The organism is Micromonospora sp. 15K316 (assembly GCF_004348525.1).
Lineage (GTDB): Bacteria > Actinomycetota > Actinomycetes > Mycobacteriales > Micromonosporaceae > Micromonospora.
This window is the reverse complement of record NZ_SMKG01000013.1, coordinates 1-21,798: the sequence shown is the minus strand read 5'-3', so window position 1 is coordinate 21,798 and position 21,798 is coordinate 1. Positions and strand designations below refer to the sequence as shown.

General features: G+C 73.4%; 13 protein-coding genes. 10 read left to right on the top strand and 3 right to left on the bottom strand.

Annotated elements, in window-relative coordinates:
- Positions 1–10 precede the first annotated feature (10 nt).
- From E1211_RS05465 to E1211_RS05445, 5 genes are read left to right on the top strand one after another with little or no spacing between them, the layout of a single operon-like run.
- Positions 11–5,476 carry a type I polyketide synthase gene (locus tag E1211_RS05465; RefSeq protein WP_132346034.1) on the top strand — a complete coding sequence of 1,822 codons (5,466 nt, stop codon included), beginning with the start codon at positions 11–13 and terminating at the stop codon, positions 5,474–5,476.
- Between the two features lie 26 nt (positions 5,477–5,502).
- Positions 5,503–6,456, top strand: a complete 954-nt coding sequence (locus tag E1211_RS05460; protein ID WP_132346032.1) for a TauD/TfdA family dioxygenase — start codon at positions 5,503–5,505, stop codon at positions 6,454–6,456.
- Complete coding sequence (locus tag E1211_RS05455; RefSeq protein ID WP_132346030.1) at positions 6,456–6,644, top strand: MbtH family NRPS accessory protein; 189 nt, start codon at positions 6,456–6,458, stop codon at positions 6,642–6,644. The genes E1211_RS05460 and E1211_RS05455 overlap by 1 nt, the downstream gene beginning before the upstream one ends.
- Positions 6,641–9,763, top strand: coding sequence for a non-ribosomal peptide synthetase (locus E1211_RS05450; protein WP_132346028.1), 3,123 nt, complete (start codon positions 6,641–6,643; stop codon positions 9,761–9,763). Before E1211_RS05455 ends, E1211_RS05450 begins: the two co-directional genes overlap by 4 nt.
- Positions 9,760–15,279: a non-ribosomal peptide synthetase/MFS transporter gene (locus tag E1211_RS05445; RefSeq protein WP_132346026.1), complete on the top strand. Its 5,520-nt coding sequence runs from the start codon at positions 9,760–9,762 to the stop codon at positions 15,277–15,279. The genes E1211_RS05450 and E1211_RS05445 overlap by 4 nt, the downstream gene beginning before the upstream one ends.
- A 105-nt stretch (positions 15,280–15,384) precedes the next feature.
- On the opposite strand, the gene E1211_RS05440 is transcribed toward E1211_RS05445, so the two are convergent.
- The gene (locus E1211_RS05440; RefSeq protein WP_243709357.1) at positions 15,385–16,593 is read right to left on the bottom strand and encodes a serpin family protein; all 1,209 of its coding nucleotides are present in this window, start codon (positions 16,591–16,593) and stop codon (positions 15,385–15,387) included.
- 283 nt (positions 16,594–16,876) lie between these two features.
- Between E1211_RS05440 and E1211_RS05435 the strand changes: the two genes are divergently transcribed.
- Complete coding sequence (locus E1211_RS05435; protein ID WP_132346024.1) at positions 16,877–17,371, top strand: type II toxin-antitoxin system PemK/MazF family toxin; 495 nt, start codon at positions 16,877–16,879, stop codon at positions 17,369–17,371.
- A 268-nt stretch (positions 17,372–17,639) separates the two neighbouring features.
- Here the strand turns inward: E1211_RS05435 and E1211_RS05430 are convergent, their stop codons facing one another.
- Positions 17,640–18,290, bottom strand: a complete 651-nt coding sequence (locus E1211_RS05430) for a flavodoxin family protein (protein ID WP_132346022.1) — start codon at positions 18,288–18,290, stop codon at positions 17,640–17,642.
- A 152-nt stretch (positions 18,291–18,442) separates the two neighbouring features.
- Here E1211_RS05430 and E1211_RS05425 point away from each other — a divergent pair, with 152 nt between their 5' ends.
- Together E1211_RS05425 and E1211_RS05420 are read left to right on the top strand one after the other, a co-directional pair.
- Positions 18,443–18,787, top strand: a complete 345-nt coding sequence (locus tag E1211_RS05425) for a helix-turn-helix transcriptional regulator (RefSeq protein ID WP_132346020.1) — start codon at positions 18,443–18,445, stop codon at positions 18,785–18,787.
- The gene (locus E1211_RS05420; RefSeq protein ID WP_132346018.1) at positions 18,771–19,244 is read left to right on the top strand and encodes an SRPBCC family protein; all 474 of its coding nucleotides are present in this window, start codon (positions 18,771–18,773) and stop codon (positions 19,242–19,244) included. Before E1211_RS05425 ends, E1211_RS05420 begins: the two co-directional genes overlap by 17 nt.
- Before the next feature lie 165 nt (positions 19,245–19,409).
- Here the strand turns inward: E1211_RS05420 and E1211_RS05415 are convergent, their stop codons facing one another.
- On the bottom strand, positions 19,410–20,054 hold the full coding sequence (locus E1211_RS05415) for a GGDEF domain-containing protein (protein ID WP_132346016.1): 645 nt from the start codon (positions 20,052–20,054) through the stop codon (positions 19,410–19,412).
- Positions 20,055–20,307: 253 nt separating this feature from the next.
- On the opposite strand from E1211_RS05415, the gene E1211_RS05410 reads away from it, so the two are divergent.
- On the top strand, positions 20,308–20,547 hold the full coding sequence (locus E1211_RS05410; protein ID WP_132346014.1) for a DUF397 domain-containing protein: 240 nt from the start codon (positions 20,308–20,310) through the stop codon (positions 20,545–20,547).
- Between the two features lie 112 nt (positions 20,548–20,659).
- The gene (locus E1211_RS05405) at positions 20,660–21,547 is read left to right on the top strand and encodes a helix-turn-helix transcriptional regulator (protein ID WP_132346012.1); all 888 of its coding nucleotides are present in this window, start codon (positions 20,660–20,662) and stop codon (positions 21,545–21,547) included.
- Positions 21,548–21,798 lie beyond the last annotated feature (251 nt).

The window sequence follows — 21,798 nt, the reverse complement described above, 5'->3', positions numbered from 1 at the left end:
GGACACCGTGATGGACGTTCCGACCGCAACCGACCTGTCCGGCGACGGCGACGGCATCGAGCCGATCGCGATCGTCGGGATGGCCGCCCGCCTGCCCGGCGCGGCGGACGTGCACGAGTTCTGGCGCAACCTGGTCGACGGGGTGGAGTCGGTCACCGAGCTCACCCGCGAGGAGCAGCTGGCCCGGGGCGCCTCCGTCGAGGAGGTGGACGACCCCGGCTGGGTCAATCGCGCCCCACTCGTCGACGGGTACGACGAGTTCGACGCCGCGCTGTTCGGGATGACCGAGCGGGAAGCGGCGATGACCGATCCGCAGCACCGGCTCTTCCTGGAGTCCTGCCACGCGGCGCTGGAGGACGCCGGCTACGACCCGTCCCGCTACGACGGCGCGGTCGGCGTGTACGCGGGCACCGGCGGCAACATGTACCTGCACCGGAACGTGCTGCGCAACAAGCGCGTCGGCGGCAGCCCGCACAGCGCCGTCTCCATCGCCACCGGCAACTCGCCGAACTACGTGGCGACCAACGTGTCGTACCGGCTGGACCTGCGCGGCCCGAGCCTCACCGTGCACACCGCCTGCTCGACCTCGCTTGTCGCGTTCCACCTGGCCTGCGAGGCGCTGCGCAACGGCGAGTGCGACATGGCGCTCGCCGGCGGCGTGAACATCGAACTGCCGCACGTCGGCTACCTCGGCATGGACGGCTTCACCTCGCCCGACGGGCGGTGCCGGCCCTTCGACGCCGGCGCGAACGGCACCGTGTGGGGCAGCGGGGCCGGGGTCACCCTGCTCAAGCGGCTCTCCGACGCGATCGCCGACGGCGACGCGATCCGGGCGGTCGTACTCGGCAACGCGATCAACAACGACGGCGCCGGCAAGGTCGGTTTCACCGCCCCGAGCATCGACGGCCAGACGGAGGCGATCGCCCAGGCCGTCGCGATGGCCGGCGTCGACCCGCGCACCATCAGCTACGTCGAGGCGCACGGCACCGGCACCGCCCTGGGTGACCCGATCGAGGTGACCGCGCTCTCCGCGGTGTACGGCGGGGAGACCGACGACCGGGGCTGGTGCGGCATCGGCTCGGTGAAGTCCAACATCGGCCACCTCAGCCAGCCCTCCGGCATCGTGAGCGTCATCAAGACCGTGCTCGCGATGGAGCACGGCCTGATCCCGCCGACGATCAACTACGAGACGCCGAACCCGGCGATCGACTTCGCCGACACCCCGTTCTACGTGGCGAACACCCTCACCAAGTGGGACACCGAGCACGCTCCGCGCCGCGCCGGCGTCAGCTCGTTCGGCATCGGCGGCACGAACGCCCACGTGGTGCTGGAGCAGGCGCCGGCGGCGTACCGCAGCCCGCGCCGGGTGCGTCCGGCGCAGCTGCTGCACGTCTCGGCGCAGACCGCCGGCGCACTCGACGACGCGGTGCGGCGGCTCACCGCACGCCTCGTCGAGGCCGCCGACGCCGGTCCGGAGTACCTCGCCGACGTGGCGCACACGCTGCGGGTGGGCCGGCGGGAGTACCCGCACCGGGCGGCCGTGGCCGTCACCGACCTGACCGACGCGGTCGCCGCTCTCGGCAACCCGCGACGGGTGCAGCGCGGCGTGGCCGAGGGGAGCGCACCCCGGCTGGCGTTCCTCTTCTCCGGCCAGGGCGCCCAGTACGCCGGCATGGGCGCGCAGCTCTACGCCGAGGAGCCCGCCTTCGCGGCGACCGTCGACGAGTGCGCCGAGCTGCTCCGCCCCGAGCTGGGGTTGGACCTCCGCGACCTGATCCTGGACCGCGAGCCGGAGGCGGGCGAGAAGCTGACGCAGACCCGCTACACGCAGCCCGCCCTCTTCGTGATCGAGTACGCGCTGGCCCGGCTCTGGCAGGAGGCCGGTGCGCGGCCGGCGGCGATGATCGGGCACTCCATCGGCGAGTACGTCGCCGCGACCGTGGCCGGGGTGCTCAGCCTCCCCGACGCGCTGCGGGTGGTGGCCGCCCGCGGCCGGCTCATGCAGTCCCTCCCGGCCGGCGCGATGCTCGCCGTCTCGCTGGACGAGTCGGCGATCGCCGAGCGGCTACCCGAAGGGTTGGCCGTCGCCACCGTCAACGGCCCCGGCACCTGCGTGGTGGCCGGCGACACCGCGGCCGTCGCCGCCTTCGCCGAGCAGCTCAAGGGCAAGAGCAAGCTGCTGCGCACCTCGCACGCCTTCCACTCACCCATGATGGAGCCCATCCTCGGCGAGTTCACCGCGCTGATGGCGTCGGTGACCCTGCGCCCGCCCGCGGTGCCGTTCCTCTCCAACGTCACCGGCACCTGGATCACCGACGAGCAGGCCACCGACCCGGCGTACTGGGCGTCGCACCTGCGCCGGCCGGTGCGCTTCGGGGACTGCGTGGCCACCCTGCTCGGCGAGGGCACCTGGCAGCTCGTCGAGTGCGGGCCCGGGAAACAGCTGGCCAACCTCGCCCGCATGCAGGTCGCCAAGGCCTCGCCCGAGCAGCGGAGGCTCACCCCGCTGGGCAGCCTCCCCGGCCCCGGCGACACCACCGGCGACCTGGCCACCCTCCTCGGCGCCGCCGCCGTGCTCTGGTGCGCCGGCACACCGCTGCGGCTCGGCGCCGATCCGCAGGCCCGGCGGGTGCCGCTGCCCACCTACCCGTTCGAGCGGCGCCGCTACTGGGTCGACCCGGACCCGGAGCAGCAGGTGACGGCGGCGGTGGAGACCGGGCCGCGCCCGCTGCCGGAGTGGTTCGCCGTGCCGGTCTGGCGGCAGGCCGCCCCGCAGCCGGGCACCGCGCCGCTGGGCCGCTGCCTGGTGCTCGTCGACGGTCCGCGCGGCGAGGCGCTGCTCGCCGGGCTGCGGGCCGCCGGCGCCGACCCGGTGGAGGTACGCCCCGGCGACGGGTTCGCCGCGACTCCGACCGGCTACCGGCTGCGCCCCGGCGCACGGGAGGACCACGACGCGCTGGTCGCCGCGCTCGCCGCCGACGGCGTACCGACCCGGATCGTGCACGCGTTCACGCTGGACGGTGCGCCCACCGGCACCGACCTCACGGCGACCTGGGCCGCGCAGGAACGGGGCTTCTTCAGCGCGCTGCACCTGGTGCAGGCGCTCGCCGGCGCCGGCGTGACCGCCGCCGAGGAGACCGTCACGCTGGACCTGGTCACCGCCGGCGTCGGCGACGTACGCGGCGACGACCTGGTCCGGCCGGAGCACGCCACCCTGGCGGGGCTGGCCCGGGTGCTCCCCGCCGAGCTGCCCGGGCTCGCCGTCCGGCTGGTCGACGCCGACCCGACCGACGACGGCGGCCAGGCCCTGGTGGCCGAAGTGCGCCGCCCGCACGACCCGGCCCGGGCCGAGCTGGCGCTGCGGGGCGCTCGCCGCTGGGTGGCGGACTACGAGCAGGTAACCCTGGACGCCGAGGGTGAGCCGGGCGCGCTACGCGACGGCGGCCGGTACGTGATCACGGGCGGTCTGGGCGGCATCGGCATCACCCTCGCCGAGGACTTCGCCCGGCGGGCGCGGGCCCGGCTGGTGCTGCTGGCCCGCTCCGGGCTGCCGCCGCGCGACCAGTGGGACGACCACCTCGCCGTGCACGGCAGCGACGACCGGTCCGGGCGGGCGATCGCGGCGATCCGCCGGATGGAGGCCGCCGGCGCCCAGGTGCTGGTGCTCGCCGCCGACGTCACCGACCCCGACGCCCTGCGCCGGGTGCGGGCCGCCGCGGAGGAGGCGTACGGCGGGATCGACGGCATCGTGCACGCGGCCGGCCTGCCCGGCGGCGGCATGGCCGAGGTGAAGCAGCGGGCAGAGGCGGAACGGGTGCTCGCGCCGAAGATCGCCGGGACGCTCGCGCTGGCGCAGGTCTTCGGTGACCTTCCGCTGGACTTCGTGGTGCTCTGCTCGTCGATCACCGCGGTGATCGGCGGGTTCGGGCAGGTGGACTACTGCGCCGCCAACGCCTTCCTGGACGCGCACGCCCGCTCCGGCCAGGGCTGGCAGGCCCCGGTGCTGTCCCAGAACTGGGGCGGCTGGGCGGAGGTCGGCATGGCCGTCGAGACCGAGGTGCCGGCCGGCTTCCGCGCGGCCGGCCGGGACACGGTGACCAGCAGCGTCGACCACCCGGTGCTCACCACCCGGGTCACCGGACCGGACGGCACCGTCCTGCACGGGCTGGTCTCGGCCGCCACCCACTGGCTGCTCGACGAGCACCGCATCGGCGGAGTGCCGGTGGTGCCGGGCACCGCGCACCTGGAGTCGGTACGCGCCGCGGTGGCCGCCGCCGTGCCCGCCCCCGCCGCCGAGGCGGTGGTGGAGCTCCGCGACGTGGTCTTCCTCGAACCGTTCGCGGTGCCGGACGGCACGCTGGCGCAGTACCGGGTCGAGCTCACCCCCACCGGGGAGGGCGTCGACTTCACGGTGCGCAGCCTCGCCGGCGGGCAGTCGCGGACGCACGTGCACGGCAGCGCCGCCTGGACCACCGAGCCGGCCCCGCCCGCGCGGGAGGCGACCGTCTCCGGCCGCCGCGTCGACGACGACGCCTCGTTCGGCCGCGGTCGTACCAGCATGCTGACGTTCGGTCCACGGTGGAAGGCGCTGCGGGAGCACCACCTCGGCGAGGGGGAGGAGCTGGCGCGCGTCGAGGCACCCGCCGAGGCGGCCGGCGACCTGTCCGCGTGGGGTCTGCACCCGGCCCTGCTCGACGTGGCCACGGCGTTCGGTCGCGGCCAGGGCTCCGGCACCTACCTGCCGTTGTCGTACGGCCGGATCGTGGTGCGCGGGCCGCTGCCGGCGCGCTTCACCAGCCACCTGCGGCACCGGGCCGCCGCCACCGACGAGGTGGTCTCCGCCGACCTGTGGCTGCGCGACGAGGCCGGCCACGAGCTGGTCGCGATCAGCGACTTCGTGCTGCGCCGGGTCGATCAGGGCGCGGTGACCGGCGGGTTGACCGCGACCACGCCGGCCGAGGGGACGCCGGCCGGGCCGGCTGAGGACATCCGGCCGGTGGACGGGGCGGAGGCGTTCCGGCGCAGCCTCACCGCCGGGCTCGGGGCGCAGGTGGTCATCGCCACCCGCCCGGTGGCCGAGATCCGCGACCGGGCCGGCCGGGTCACCACGGAGAACCTCGAGGTGGAGTCGGAGGCCGCCGCCTTTCCGGCCGCGTCCGGGGCCGGATCGGCCGCGCCGAGCAGCGAGCTGGAGATCGCCCTCGCCCAGGTGTGGCGGGACGCCCTCGGGGTGGCCGAGGTGGGGGTCGACGACGACTTCTTCTCCCTCGGCGGCAACTCGCTGGTGGCGGTGCAGCTGATCGCGGCGATGCGTAAGGCCACCGGTGTCCGGCTGCCGATGCGCAGCCTCTTCGAGACTCCCACCGTGGGCGGCCTCGCCGCCCGGATCGAGGAGCTGCGCGCCGCCGCTCCCGCCACCGACGAGCCGCCGACCGCCGCGGCCATCCCCGCCATCCCGCGACTGCCGCGCGCCTGACCATGAGAACAGGAGTTGGAGAACCCATGAGCGACACGATCGCCACACTGCCGGTGGTCGTCGAGAACGACGGCCGAGCCCTCACCGAACTCATCGCCGACCGGCGGGTGGAGCTGCGCGCCGCCCTGGTCGAGCACGGCGGGCTGCTCTTCCGCGGCTTCGACGTCGGCGGGGTGGACGGATTCGACCAGGTCGTCCGGGCCCTGTCCGGCGAGCCGCTGACCTACACCGAGCGCTCGTCACCCCGGCACGCCATCAAGGGGCGGGTCTACACCTCGACCGACTACCCGCCGGACGAGGAGATCTTCCTGCACAACGAGAACTCGTACCAGGCCCGCTGGCCGTTGACGTTGTTCTTCTACTGCGTGACCGCGCCGCAGACGCAGGGCGCCACCCCGCTCGCCGACGTGCGGCGGGTGTACCGGGAGATCGACCCGCAGGTGCGTGAGGAGTTCATCAGGCGTCGCTGGATGCTGGTGCGTAACTTCCACGAGGACTTCGGCACCTCGTGGCGGCACGTGTTCGACACCGACGACCGGGCCGAGGTCGAGGCGTACGCGGCGGCCAACCGGATCCAGCTGGAGTGGCGCGGCAAGGACGGGCTGCGTACCCGGGCGGTCCGCGACGCCGTGCACCTGCGTCCCGGGTCGGACACCCCGCGCTGGTTCAACCACGCGACGTTCTTCCACCTCAGCACCCTCCCGAAGGACTACCAGGAGGGGCTGCTCGCCATGTTCGGCACCGAGGACCTGCCGTCGAACACCTACTACGGCGACGGCGGGGAGATCCCGGCCGACGTGATGGACCACCTGCGGGCCGCGTACCGGGCCGCCAGCGTCCGCTTCGACTACCAGCGCGACGACGTGCTGGTGGTGGACAACATGACCGCCGCGCACGGCCGTGAGCCGTTCACCGGCCCCCGCAAGATCGCCGTCGCGATGGCCGAGCCGCACACCCCTGAGAGCAACGGAGCGAAGTGATGGCCGAACCCCGATTCCTCGTCGTCCGCAACGACGAGGAGCAGTACTCGATCTGGTCGACCGACCGGGAACTGCCCGCGGGCTGGCACGAGGCCGGGTTCACCGGCAGCCGCGAGGAGTGCCTGGCGCACGTCGACACCGTCTGGACCGACATGCGGCCGCGGAGCGTACGGGAGACGGCGTCATGACCCAGGAGTGGACCTTCCCGGCCTCCTTCGCCCAGGAACGGATCTGGATCGCCAACCAGCTCGACCCGGCCTCGCCGGTCTACAACATCTCCAACCCGTGGCGGTTCCCCGACGGCATCACCCCGGAGCAGGCCGGCGACGTGCTCAACCAGCTCGTGGCCCGGCACGAGACGCTCCGCACCCACCTGCGGGTCGACGACGGCACGCTGGTGCAGGTGGTCCGCGCGGCGGAGCGTTTCGAGCTGCCCGTCGTCGACCTCCGTGGCCTGAGCGGCGCCGAGCAGGAGCAGCGGTACCACGCCGAGCTGACCGAACTGGCGCGCACGCCGATCCCGCTGGACGCCCCGCCGCTGTGGCGGGCCCGGCTGCACCGGCTCGCCGACGACCGGGTGGCGCTGCTGTTCGTGGTGCACCACGCGCTCTTCGACAGCCACTCGTCGGTGCTCTTCGTCGCGGAACTGGCCGCGCTCAGCCGGGCCGCGCTGACCGGCGGGCCGGCCGAGCTGCCCGAGCTGCCCATCCAGTACGCCGACTTCGCGGTCTGGCAGCGCGAACAGCTCACCGGCGCGGAGCTGGAGCGTCAGCTCACGTTCTGGCGGGAACGGCTGGCCGGGGCACCCGCCGCGACCGGGTTGCCGCTGGACCGACCCCGCCCCGCCCAGCTCGGCTTCGCCGGGGACGAGGTCCACTTCGAGCTCCCCGAGGGGCTGCTCGACCGGGCGACGGCACTCGGCGCCGGCAGGTCGGCCACCCCGTACATGGTGCTGCTGGCCGCGTTCGCCGCGCTGCTGTCCCGGATCTCCGGCGACGAGGACGTGGTCGTGGGTGTCTCCACCGCCGGCCGGGACAACCCCGAACTGACGCCGCTGATCGGCATGTTCGTCAACCCGGTCGCGCTCCGCTGCGACCTGGCCGGCGACCCGACCTTCGCCGACCTGCTCGTCCGGGTGCGCGACGGACTTGTCGACGCGCTGGAGCACGGGCAGACCCCGTTCCAGCGGCTCGTCGAGACCGTCGCACCGCAGCGGGACCCGTCGGTGCAGCCGATCTTCCAGACCGCGCTGAACTACATTCCGGCCTCCGGCCTGGACGCGGTGGCGCTGGGCACCACGAAGGACGACCTGGCCTTCGACATCACCACCACGACCAGCCGGTTGGTCTACCGGACCGCGCTCTTCGACCGGGCCACCGCGGAGACCGTCGTCGCCCGCTACGTCCGCCTGCTGGAGGCGGCCGTCGCCGATCCGCGGCAGCGGGTCTCGGCGCTGCCGCTGCTCGACGACGCCGAGCGGGAGCGGGTGCTGGCCGGCTGGAACGACACCGCGCACGAGGTGCCGGCGTCCACGGTGGTGGACCAGGTGCAGCGGCAGGTGGCGGCCGCCCCGGACGCGACCGCGCTGGTCCACGACGGCGTCGCGCTGTCGTACGCCGAGCTGAACGGTCGGGCCAACCGGCTCGCGCGGCTGCTGGTGGCGCGGGGCGCCGGCCCGGAGACCCGGGTGGCGCTCGCACTGCCCCGCTCGGCGGAGCTGGTGGTGGGGATCCTCGCGGTGCTCAAGTCCGGTGCCGCCTACGTGCCGGTGGACACCACCCACCCGGCCGGCCGGATCGCGTACCTGATCGAGGACGCCGAAGCGGCCCTGGTGCTGGCCACGCCCGCCACCGCCGGTCTCGTCCCGGCCGGGGCGCTGGTGCTCGACGCCGGCACCGGCGCGGAGCTGGCCGACGGCGACCTCACCGACGCCGACCGCCGCGTCCCGCTGCGCCCCGAGCACCCGGCGTACGTGCTCTACACCTCGGGTTCGACGGGGCGGCCCAAGGGTGTGGTGGTCGAGCACCGGGCGGTGACCGCGTACCTCGCCTGGGCCCGGCACACCTATCCGGGGCTGGCCGGGACCACGCTGCTGCACTCGCCCGTCTCGTTCGACCTGACCGTCACCGGCCTGCTCGGCACCCTCACCGCCGGCGGAACGGTGCGGCTGGCGGCGTTCGACGACCCTGCCGCCCGCACGGGCGGCCGCCCGACGTTCCTCAAGGTCACCCCGAGCCACCTGCCGCTGCTGGCGGCGGAGCTGTCGCCCACCGCCGACCTCGTGATCGGCGGCGAGGCGCTCACCGGGGAGCAGCTGGCCGGCTGGCGGGCCGGGCACGAGGACGTCGCGGTGATCAACGAGTACGGCCCGACCGAGGCGACCGTCGGCTGCGTCGCGGCCCGGATCACGCCGGGAGAGCCGGTGCCGCCCGGCCCGGTGCCGATCGGCCGTCCCACCTGGAACACCCGCGTGTACCTGCTCGACGCCGTGCTCAACCCGGTCCCGCCGGGCGTCGTCGGCGAGCTGTACGTCGCCGGCGACCAGCTGGCCCGCGGTTACCTGGGACGACCCGGCCTCACCGCGGAGCGCTTCCTGCCCTGCCCGTACGGGACGCCGGGGCAGCGGATGTACCGCACCGGCGACCTGGCCCGCTGGCGGCCCGACGGGACGCTGGAGTACCTGGGCCGCCGCGACAACCAGGTGAAGATCCGAGGCATGCGCATCGAACTCGGCGAGATCGAGTCGGCCCTGCTCGCCCGGCCGGACGTGCGGGAGGCGGCGGTGGTGGTGCGTGCCGACTCCGGTGAGCCGGAGTTGGTCGGCTATCTCGTCGGCACCGCCGACCCGGCGACGCTCGCCGCGGACCTGGCCCGGGAACTGCCCGCGCATCTGGTGCCGACCGCCTTCGTGGCGGTGGCCGCGTTGCCGCTCACCCCGAACGGCAAGCTGGACGTCGCGGCGCTGCCCGCCGCGCAGACCACCGGCACCGCCGACGATTTCGTCGCCCCGCGCACCGAGGCCGAGGCGCTGGTCGCCGAGGTCTACGCCGAGATCCTCCAGGTGGACAAGGTCGGCGCGATGGACGACTTCTTCGCCCTCGGTGGCAACTCGCTGCGCGGAATGCGGGCCATGGCCCGCATCCGGGCCGAGGTGGAGGTGGAACTCCCGATGCGGGCCCTGTTCACCAGCCCGGTGGTGGCCGACCTGGCCGCCCAGATCGAGCAGCGGATCGCCGCCGAGCTCGACGGGCTCTCCGAGACCGAGGTCGCCGCGCTGCTCGCGGCGGAGAAGGACAAGCCCTCATGACCGACCTCAAGGACCCGGCGCGGGATGCCGCTCGGCAGGCCCTCATCGCGCAACGGTTGCGGCGGCGGCAGGCCGCCGCCCCCGCGGCGCGGATCACCGTGCGTCCGCCGGACGCCGAGGTGCCGCTCTCGTACGCCCAGGAACGGGTCTGGTTCATGGACCAGCTCGCGCCGGGGGAGGCGGCCTACCACATCGCGGTGCCGATGCGGGTGCGCGGCCCGCTGCACGTGCCGGCGCTGCGCGCGGCACTGGACGGCCTGACCCGGCGGCACGAGTCGCTGCGCACCCGCTTCCCGGCGGACGCCGACGGCCGGCCGACGGTGGTCGTCGACGAGACCGTCGAGGTGCCGCTGACCATCGTGGAGGCGCCCGACGAGGCGGCGGCGCAGGCGCTGGTCGAGGCCGCCGCCGCCGAACCGTTCGACCTGGCGCGCGGGCCCCTGCTGCGCGCCCTGCTGATCCGGCTGTCGCCGGAGGAGCACGTGCTCTTCCTCGGCAAGCACCACATCGTCGGGGACGGCTGGTCGGTGGACCTGTTGCTGCGTGACCTGGTCACCTTCTACCGCGGCGGTGAGCCGCCGGCGCTGCCGGTCCAGTACGGCGACTTCGCGGTCTGGGAGGCCGGAGAGCTGGCCGGGCCGGCCGCGCACGGGCACCTGGAGTGGTGGAAGCAGCGCCTCGCCGGGATCACCCCGCTGGAGCTGCCGCTGGACCTGCCGAGGCCGGCCACCCAGACCTACCGCGGCGACTTCGTGGAGTTCACCCTCGACAAGGCGACCACGGACGGGTTGCACGCGCTCACCCGCGCGTACGGCGGGACGCTGTTCATGACGCTGCTCGCCGCGTACCAGGTCTTCCTCGCCCGGCACGCCGGGCAGGAGGACTTCGCGGTCGGCGCGTCGGTCGCCGGCCGCTCCGCGCCGGAGCTGGAGAACGTGGTCGGCATGTTCATCAACATGCTGCCGTTGCGGGCCGAGCTGGCCGGCGACCCGACCTTCGCGGAGCTGCTGGAGCGGACCCGCCGCAGCGTGCTCGACGCACTGGAGCACGGCGAGGTGCCGTTCGCCAAGGTGGTGCACGAGCTCGGGCTGCCCCGCGACGTCAGCCGCTCGCCGGTCTTCCAGGCCATGTTCGTGCTGCAGAACTACGACATGGGGCGGTACGCCGAGGTTCCCGGGGAGAGCGACGTGGCGTTCGACTGGACGCCGATGGAGCTGCGGGCCACCCGCTTCGACTTCGAGCTGCACACGGTGGAGACCCTCGACGGGCTCTGGGGCAAGCTGGTCTTCAACACCGACCTCTTCACCCGGGAGACCGTCGCGCGGATGGCCGGCCGGCTCGGGGCGCTGCTGCGGGCCGTGGTGGCCGCCCCGGACACCCCGATCTCGGCGCTGGGCCTGCTCGCCCCGGCCGAACGGGAGCTGCTGGCGGGCTGGAACGACACCGCCGCCGACTTCCCACGTGAGCAGACCCTGCACGCCCCGATCGAGGAGCGGGCCGCTCGCACGCCGGACGCGGTCGCGCTGCGGTTCGAGGGCCGCTCGGTGACGTACGCCGAGCTGAACGCCGCCGCGAACCGGATCGCGCACCGGCTGCGTGCGGCCGGCGTGGGCCCGGAGACCCTGGTCGGGGTCTGCGCGGAACGGTCGGTGGAGCTGGTGGCCGGCCTGCTCGGCGTGCTGAAGGCCGGCGGTGCCTACCTGCCGCTGGACCCGGAGTATCCGGCCGACCGGCTGGCGTTCATGGTCACCGACGCGGCCGCGCCGGTGGTGCTGGTGCAGGAACACCTGCGCGACGTGTTGCCGGAGACCGGCGCCACAGTGCTGGTCCTGGACGACGAGCGGGCCTGGGCGGACCAGCCGATCACCGATCCGGCCCCGGCGGCCGGCCCCGGGCACCTCGCGTACGTCATCTACACCTCCGGCTCGACCGGCCGTCCCAAGGGGGTGCCGAACACCCACCGGGGCATCGTCAACCGGCTCGACTGGATGCAGAAGACGTACCGGATCGGCTCCGACGACGCGGTGCTCCAGAAGACCCCGGCGAGCTTCGACGTGTCGGTGTGGGAGTTCTTCTGGCCGCTGCGCGAGGGCGCCCGGCTGGTACTGGCGAAGCCCGGCGGGCACAAGGACGCCGGCTACCTGCGGGACCTGCTGGTCGCCGAGGCGGTGACCACCGCCCACTTCGTCCCGTCGATGCTGACGGTCTTCCTGTCCGAGGAGGGCGTAGAGGCGGCGACCGCGCTGCGCCGGGTGATCTGCTCCGGTGAGGAGCTGCCGTTGGCCACCGCCGTCGACTTCACCGCCCGGCTGCCCCGGTGCGGGCTGCACAACCTGTACGGCCCGACCGAGGCGGCCATCGACGTCAGCTCGTGGCAGTGCGACCCGGGGCTGCTGGGCGAGCTGACTGGCGTGCCGATCGGCGCGCCGATCGCCAACCTGCGGCTGCACGTGCTCGACGCCGCGGGCAACGAGTGCCCGGTCGGGGTCGCCGGCGAACTGCACATCGGTGGGGTGGGGCTGGCGCGCGGCTACCACCGCCGGCCGGCGCTGACCGCCGAACGGTTCGTGCCGGACCCGTTCTCCGGTGAGCCGGGCGCCCGGCTGTACCGCACCGGTGACCTGGCCCGCTGGCGCCTCGCACCCGCCGCGGGCGGGGCCGCCGCCAGCGGAGGGGTGATCGAGTTCCTCGGCCGCATCGACCACCAGGTCAAGCTGCGCGGGCTCCGGATCGAGCTGGGCGAGATCGAGAGCGCGCTGCGCGAGCGGCCCGGGGTGACCGAGGCCGCCGTGATCGTCCGGGAGGACACCCCGGGCGACAAGCGGCTGACCGCGTACCTGGTGGGCGCGGCCGAGCACGCCGAGGTGAAGGCGGCGCTGAAGGAGACGCTGCCGGAGTACATGGTGCCCGCCGCGTTCGTGACCCTCGACGCGCTGCCGCTGAGCCCGAACGGCAAGCTGGACCGCAAGGCCCTGCCCGCGCCGGTGGTGACCCGCGAGGCGTCGGTGGCGCTCGTCGAGCCGCGCGACGACACCGAGCGGCTGCTCGCCGGGATCTGGTCGGAGGTGCTCGGCGTGCCGACGCTCGGCATCGACGACGACTTCTTCGACCTGGGCGGGCACTCGATGCTCGCCACCCAGGTCGTCGCGAAGATCCGCAAGGCGGAGCACGGCGGTCGCCCGGTCGGTGTGATGGACCTGTTCCAGCAGCGCACCATCCGGGAACTGGCTGCCTTCATGTCCGGCGCCGCCGGTGAGGAGGGGCCGCGTCGGCTGCTCTACGAGCTGACCAAGCCGATCCCGGCGAACCAGCGCGTCGTCTCCTACGTCTGCGTGCCGTACGGCGGCGGCAGCGCGATCGTCTACCAGCCGCTCGCCGACGCCCTGCCGGCCGGGCACGCGCTCTGGTCGCTGGCCATCCCCGGGCACGACGTCGGGCTCACCGAGGACGCGCTGCCCTTCGACGAGCTGACCACCCGGGTGGCCGAGGAGATCCTGGAGCGCGTCGAGGGCCCGCTGGTGCTCTACGGCCACTGCGGGGTCGGCAGCGCCATCGTGACCGAGGTGGCGCGGAAGGTGGAGGCCGCCGGCCGGGAGCTGGAGGCGCTCTACATCGGGGCGATGTTCCCGTTCGCCCGCCCCAAGGGGCTCTTCGCGGCCATCCGCACCCGGTTGGAGGCGCTGCGCAGCAACCGGCACTACGCGAGCTGGTTGAAGTCGATGGGGGTCGACACCGACGAGCTGGATCCGGAGCAGGCCGACCGGATCATCAGCAACATGCGGGCCGACTCCCGCGCCTCCGAGGAGTACTTCACCGGGCTGCTCGACCGTCGGGCGACGAAGCTGCGCGCCCCGATCGTCTCGGTGGTCGGCTCCGAGGACCCGGTCACCGACTACTACATCGAGCGGTACACGGAGTGGCAGTTCCTCAGCGACACGCTGGCGCTGGTGGTGCTCGACCAGGCGGGGCACTTCTTCCTGAAGTACCGGGCGGACGAGCTGGCGGAGATCGTCACCCGTACGCACCGGGCGCTCGGCGACGGGACCACCGCCGAACTCACCCGCCCGGCGCGGGGTGAGGACGCCAGCTGGGCCGTCCACGACACGTTGCGCGTCGGCGTCGAGGCGCAGCCGAGAGCGGAGACGGTCAAGCCGAGCATGGCCCGCTTCGTCGCGGTCACCGCCGGGCAGCTCGTCTCCACCACCGGTTCCGCGCTGACCGCCTTCGCGCTGCCGATCTGGCTGTTCAACCGGACCGGGTCGGTGGCGAACCTCGGCATGCTCTGGGCGCTGGCGCTGATCTGCGGCGTGTTGATGCTGCCGATCGCCGGGGCGATCACCGACCGGGTGAGCCGGCGGAAGATCATGATGATCGCCAGCAGCAGCGCCGGCTCGGTGCAGGTGGTGCTCGCCGCCCTGCTCTGGACGGACAACCTGGCGCTGTGGCACATCTACGGTCTCGTGGCGTTGAGCCAGGTGGCCGGTTCGTTCCAGCGGATCGCGTTCCAGTCCGCCGTGCCGCAGCTGGTGCCGAAGCGCTACCTCGGCCACGCGATGGGCATCACGCAGCTCTCCAACGGCTTCGCCATGCTGCTCATGCCGGTCTTCGCCGCCGGCCTGCTGGCCGCCATCGAGTTGAAGGGCATCGTGCTGATCGACGTGGCCAGCTACGTCGTGGCCGTACTCACCCTGGCCGTGGTCCGCTTCCCGAACGCGCTGGGCTGGCGACCGCGGGAGCGGCTGCTGGTGGCGATCGCCAACGGGCTGCGCTACTCGTGGCAGCACCGCGGGTTCCGGCTGATGCTGGGCTACTTCGCGCTCGGGAACATCTTCCTGGCCCCGGCGCTGGTGCTCATCACGCCGCTGGTGCTCTCCTTCGGCACCGCGACGCAGGTGGCGCAGGTGGCGCTCGCCGAGGCGCTCGGCGCGGTGGCCGGCGGTGTGCTGATGTCGCTCTGGGGTGGCCCGCGGCGCCGGCGGATGATCGGCGTGCTCGTCGGTAACCTCGGCACCGCGATCGGCTGCGTGCTGATCGGTCTGGACGCCTCGGTCGCGATGATCTGCGTCGGGGTGTTCTGGCTGGCCATGGCGATGACCACGGCGCAGTCCATCTACGCCACCATCGTGCAGGTCAAGGTGCCGCAGCGCTTCCACGGCCGGGTGTTCAGCCTGAACCAGACCATCTCCTGGTCGACCCTGCCGATCGGGTTCGCGCTGCTCGCGCCGGCCGCCACCGGGCTCTTCGAGCCGATGTTCGCCCCGGGGGGCGCGCTGGCCGACTCGGTGGGCGCGGTGATCGGCACCGGGCCGGGCCGGGGGACCGCGTTCGCGTACGTGTGCTTCGGCGCGGCGCTGGTGCTCATCACCCTCGGCGGTTTCGCCATCCGGTTGCTGCGCCGATTCGACCTCGAGGTCGAGGATTCGCTGCCGGACGACCTGATCGGCGCGCAGGAGCGGGAGCGGCGGCTCGCCGCCCGCGCCGCCGAACAGGAGGAGAAGGTTCCGGTAGCCGCGTGAGCGGTGGGGCCTCCGGCGCCGGCCGGAGGCCCCCGAACCGCCTGTCCCGCGGGCTACGGCGGGTCAGGGCAGTTCAGATCGCTCGGACAGGTCTGCCGGGTGCGTTTACTCCGGCCGGACCATCCATGCCGGTCCCTCGGCCAGGTCCGCCTCGGGCAGCTCCTCCGGCCGGGCCACCCAGGCCGAGTAGACCGGCAGGCCGTGCCACGGCCCGGCGGGCACGCCGTCGCGGGTGTCTGTGGCGACGGCCACGACGGCGTAGGGGTGGCCGAAGCGCAGCTCGGCGACCCGGACCACGACCTCCGGCGGCAGGCCGGCCACCGCCGCGAACGCGGTCACCGCGGCGGCTTCGAAGCCGTACCGGCCGTAGCGGGCGACCGCAGCCTGAGCCGCCTCGTAGCCCATGCCCGCGGCCCCCATCAGCTCACCGAGGGCGCCCACGGCCGTGTCGAAGCCGAACCCCTTCGCCGTCAGGTCGTGCCGACTCTCCGCCTTCCAGCACGGCAGCAGCGCGCTGAGCCGCTCCTCACGCCCGAAGGACCGGGTGCGCTCCTCACGGACCGTCCAGAGCGGAGTGTCACCCAGCGGCAGGTCGTAGAGGGAGCGGCGCCCCCGCCCCGGGAACGTCGTCGCGTTCGTCGCCACCTCGTGCGCGGCCGCCAGCACGTCCGGCGCGGGTACGTCCGGCGCGGCGGCGACCGAGACGACCAGGAGGCCCGACTCCCGGCCGTCGGCGCGCTCCGGCCTCGCCTCGGCGGCGTGCACGGCCACGTCACCGGCCCGCCCGGTGCCGGCGATCCAGCAGGTGTGCCCGTTCGACGGCGTCCGCAGCACCCGGCGTAGCCGGCCCGCCCAGGCGCTGGCCGGGCCGAGCTCGTCGGCGGGCGCCACTTGGAACGGGGTGGCCCAGGCGACTCGGGTGGCCAGGGCGGTGGCCATGACGAGGAGCGTCTCCGGACCCACCGTGAGCGGGAACCTCTCGATCATGCCGAGGGTGCGCTCCCGCGCCCATGCGTCCAGCGCCGCCTGGTCGGGCAGGGGGCCCGTCTCGGTGCTCTCCGGCAGCGCGGCCCGCCACTCGGCCAGGGCGTCGATCGCCGTGCGCTCCCACAGTGCGCTGGCCGAGGCGACCAGCGGGTGCGGCGCGTCCAGCAGCGCCCGGGCGGTTGCTGCGGCCCGGTCCGCGTCGACGCCGAGCACCTCCTCCAGCTCCGCCCGGGTGCCGTCGCCGGCGGCCGGGCCGACCAGGGCGAGCAGCAGCCAGGCGCCGAGCGGGGAGGCGACATGGTGCTCGCCGCCGATCAGACGGTGCATCCGTTCCGCGTATCGGGCCACGGGCCCGCTGGAAGACATCACCGCCCCACTGTGCCCGCTGGCCGCCCTCGCGTCAGCCCCGCCGCGGTATCCCGCGCCGCCAAGGTTCGCGAAGGTCAACTCGTCTTCATTGAAGTCGGGGCGTCCCGGACCCGGCATCACCCCGATTTCAATGAGGTCGAGTCGATCAGCCAGGTCGGGGCGAGCTCCGATCGTCTCGCTGTCCGCCGTCGCGCGTCCCTGGACGCGGCGCGCGCGGGCCGGGCGGATAGGCTTCCTGGCCGTGGCAGGTCTGTTGAGGAACGTGGCGGCACGCATCAGCCGGGCGGGCGGGGCGGTCATTCCCCGTCAGCGACGCGCCGAGCCCACGCCGGCCCAGGTCGCACGCCGGCGTCAGGTGGCCGCGCTGCAGCGCCGCGAGCTGTCGTACGCCCCGGAGCTGGACGGGCAGGCCGACCCGGGTGAGATCGTGTGGACGTGGGTGCCGTACGAGGACGACCCGCGTCAGGGTAAGGACCGCCCGGTGCTGGTGGTCGGCCGGAAGAGCCGGACCCTGTTCGGGCTGATGCTCTCCAGCCAGAGCGACCGGGACGGTCAGCGGCACTGGCTCGCGCTCGGCCCCGGCGACTGGGACCGGGACAAGCGGCCCAGCTGGATCCGGCTGGACCGGGTGCTCACCATGCGGGAGGACAGCATCCGCCGCGAGGGCGCGATCCTGGACCGGGCCCGCTTCGAGCGGATCGGCAGGGCGTTGCGCGCCGGCTACGGCTGGCGCTGATCCTGGCCGCCCGGCCGCTGGCCCAGCGGCGGATCACGGTGTCACCGTAGGCTCTATCGCCCCCTCGGGCTCTGGCGTCCCGCATCGCCACGAGCTTGATACCTCAGCGGCATCTTCATGACTCTGAGGTATCAACCCGGTAGGGATACTGCCCTCGCCGCCTCGCCGCCTCGCCGCCTCGCCGCCTCGCCGCCTCGCCGCCTCGCCGCCTCGCCGCCTCGCCGCCTCGCCGCCTCGCCGCCTCGCCGCCTCGCCGCGGCGGTGCGGGTCAGGGGGTCTCCCGGCTCGACCCGACGGCGGCGGACCGGGCCTGCGGCGGTGGGTACGGCTGTTCGGCCAGCAGGCGGGCCAGGTGCGCGCTGTTGAGCGCGAGCGCCCTGGTGGTCCGGTCGGTGGTGTCCGGCTTCGGGCGCGCGTCGATGTAGTCGACCGTGTGCAGCGCCTCACCCACCCAGTAGGTGGCGCCGGCGGCGGGGCAGGTGAAGCCGACCTCGTTCAACGCCTGCTGTACCTCGGCGATGCTGTGGTGGGCGCCGTCCTCGTTGCCGACGACCGCCACGCCGGCCACCTTCCCGTAGGTGAGCAGGCGCCCCTCGTCGTCGGTCTCGGGGAGCTCCGCGTCGAGGCGTTCCAGCACCATCTTGGTCACGGCCGAGGGCTGCCCGAGCCAGATCGGGGTGGCGATGACGAGGATCTGGGCGTCCAGCAGCTTGGCCCGGATCGCCGGCCAGCCGTCGCCGTCGCCCTCGTCGGTGGAGACCCCGAAACGTACGTCGTGGTCGACGACCCGGATCAGCTCACCGCCGACGTCCTGTTCGGCCAGGGCATCGAGGACTTCGCGGCCGAGCACCTCCGAACTGGAGGGCGCGGGTGACCGCTTGAGCGTGCAGTTGAGGACCAGGGCACGGATCGTTGCCACGTTCGCTCCTCCGCCTGTGTCGCGTTCTCTGTCGGTTACCCGCCCCACCGTCCGGAACACCCGTGCGGAGATGCGCGATTCCGCTTGACCGCGCGTCCGGACGGCGTATATTCAACTCATCGGTTTATCAACCGCCTGGTTGAGAGAAGGCGATGACAGTAGATCCGGTCAGCACCGTGTTCGCCGCCCTCGCGGACCCGACCCGCCGAGCGATCCTCGCCCGGTTGGCCGCCGGCGAGGCGACGGTCAACGAGCTGGCAGCGCCGTTCCCGGTCAGCGTCCAGGCCATCTCCAAGCACCTCAACGTGCTGGAGCGGGCCGGTCTGATCGTGCGTACCCGGGAGGCGCAGTGGCGACGGTGCCGGTTGGAGCCGGCCCCGCTGCGCACCCTCGCCGAGTGGGTCGACCAGTACCGAAGGCTCTGGGACGACCGTTACGACACGTTGGACGAATACCTCGACAGCCTGAAGGGGAAAGACGATGAGCCAGCTCAGTGACCTCGTGATCGACCTTCCGTCCGACCTGGAGATCACCCTCACCCGCGCCTTCGACGCGCCGCGTGACCTGGTCTTCGCCGCGCACTCGCAGGCGGAGCACCTGAAGCACTGGTGGGGGCGGGGCAACCCGCTCGACATCGAGATCGACTTCCGGGAGGGCGGCCGTTACCGGTTCGTGGAGCAGGCGAAGGACGGCAACTCCTACGCGTTCCGCGGCGAGTTCCGGGAGATCGTGGCGCCGGAGCGCATCGTGCAGACCTTCGAGTACGAGGGCATGCCCGGGCACGTGCTGGAGGAGACGCTCACCTTCACCGAGCAGGACGGGCGGACCGTCGTCGCCAGCACCAGCCGGTTCGACACGAAGCAGGAGCGCGACGGCATGCTCGACACCGGCATGACGCAGGGCGCGGCCGAGTCGTACGCCGCCCTGGAGCGACACCTGGCGACCCTGGTCTGAGTCACCGCACGACCGGCACGCCCCGACGTCCCCGGAAGTCGGGGCGTGCCGCACGCCGGGACGCCCCGACTCCGGCCTGGTCCTCGGCGGCAGCCCAGGCGCTGAGCCGGTCGCCGTTTCGCGGGATCCGAACCGGAGCAGCCAACCGGTGCCCGGCGGACCGGCTCACTCCAGGTGGGCGGTGTCGACGAGTTGCCGGGCCTGTCGTCCCGGACTCAGGCTCTTCGCCCGGTACATCTCGGCGTCCGCCCGGCGCAACGCCTCAGTCAGCTGGGCCGGGCCGGTGACCGGGGCGAGACCGACCGAGGCCGTGACCCGCAGACTGAAGCCGCCCATCGCGATGGGTGCGGCGAGCATCTCGTAGAGCCGCCGGCTGGCATGGTCGATCCATCGCCGGTCGACCGTGGGGGTGACGAGCAGGCCGGCGAACTCGTCGCCGCCGAGCCGGGCGACGGGGTTGTCGCCCGCGAAGGCGGCGAGCCGCTGCGCCATGCTGATCAGCACCTGGTCACCCGCCGCGTGCCCGTACTGGTCGTTGATCTGTTTGAAGTCGTCCAGATCGAGCACCACGGCGACCAGCGACCGCCCGGAGGAGTCGGTGAGCAGCGTCGCGGCCAGCCGGTAGAAGGCGCGGCGGTTGGGCAGGCCGGTCAACGGGTCGTGGCTGGCGGCATGCCGCTCGGCGGCGAGCTCCGCCTGCAGGTGCTCGAGCTCCGCCTCCGCGCGCATCGCCCGGCGGCGCAGTTGCCAGGACGAGAGCAGAGCCCCCGCGGCGCAGATGCCGGACGCCACACTCATCGGATCCGGCACCCGATCCTCCCGTCACGCCGGCTCCCGGGTCGTGACGTGCCCGGGTTGCCCTCTGTTATCCCTGGTCACGGCCCAGGTTAGGTAACTCAATGTGAACAGATAAGTACCGTTCACGTGGGTTATCATGCTCGCGGTCCGATGCAGATGCAATAGCAGATGCACGTGCAGCAGCGTCCGATGTCGACTCTCTCCGCGCCGCCACCGCTCCTCCCCAACGGCATCGGCCGGCTCCTGAACAGAAAGACCCCTCTTCATGCAGCAGCCGATGAACGGTGTCCCCGCCGACCAGCTCCCCCCGCTGAACTGGCAGAAGAGCCGCCGGAGCAACCCCAGTGGCAACTGTGTCGAGCTGGCCGAGCTGCCCGGAGGGGGCGGTGTCGCCGTCCGCAACTCGCGCTACCCGGACGGGCCCGCGCTCATCTACACGATCGACGAGATCGCGGCCTTCGTTCTCGGCGCTCGCGACGGCGACTTCGACCACCTGATCGCCTGACCGTCACCGCCGGTGCGCGGCCGGTACACCTTTCGCGCGTGTCCGTGGCATGCTTACTGGTCGGCCGGGCCGGGTGCCCGGCCGAGCCGAGCTGGCAGCCGGAGGTCGGCACGTGACCACTCTTCCCGCCGACGGCGGCCCGACGACCGGGCCGACCGTCCTGCGTATGCTGCTCGGTGCCCAGCTCCGCCGGTTGCGCGAGTCCAGCGGCGTGACCCGCGAGGGTGCCGGGTGGGAGATCCGTGCCTCCGAGTCGAAGATCAGCCGAATGGAGCTCGGCCGGGTCGGCTTCAAGGAGCGGGACGTCGCCGACCTGCTCACCCTCTACGGCGTCAAGGACGACGAGGAGCGCGAGGTGCTGCTCAAGCTCGCCCGGGACGCCAACAGCCCCGGCTGGTGGCACCGGTACGGCGACGTGTTGCCCAGCTGGTTCCAGTCCTACCTCGGCCTGGAGGCCGCGGCGGCGCTGATCCGCACCTACGAGGTGCAGTTCGTCCCCGGGCTGTTGCAGACGCCCGCGTACGCCCGGGCGGTGGTGCTGCTCGGGCACGGCGCGGCGGCGCCCGACGAGATCGACCGGCGGGTGGGGCTGCGCGTGCGGCGTCAGGAGCTGCTCCGCCGGGCGAACCCGCCACAGCTGTGGGCGGTGCTGGACGAGGCCGCGCTGCGCCGCCCGCTCGGCGGCCCGGACGTGATGCGGGGCCAGCTGGACGCGCTCATCGAGGCGACCCGGTTGGCGAACATCCGGTTGCAGATCGTCCCGTTCACCGCCGGCGGGCACGCGGCCGCCGGCGGGGCGTTCAGCATCCTGCGCTTCGGCGACCAGGATCTGCCCGACATCGTCTACATCGAACAGCTCACCAGCGCCCTCTACCTCGACAAGCGGGACGACCTGGACCACTACGCGCTGGCCATGGAGCGGCTCTGCGTCGAGGCCGAGCCCCCGGAGCGCACTCCGGAGCTGCTCACGCGCCTACGCGACGAGCTCTATCCGGCCTGACCGACGAGCGCCGGCCCATTCGGCCGCCGGGCTCCTGGACCGGACCGATCCGCCGACCGCCGTCCTGGCCTGCTCCGACGTGCTCGCCCTCGGGGTGCTCGACCCGCCCGCCGACCCCACGGCCGGGCACGTGCTCCTGCCCACCGCACTCGTCGGGCGTACCTCCACCCGACCCGTACCGAGGAGCTGACCATGGAACACTCGACCGGTTTCGTCACCGCCGTCGACGCGGTCACCCGGCACGTCAACTC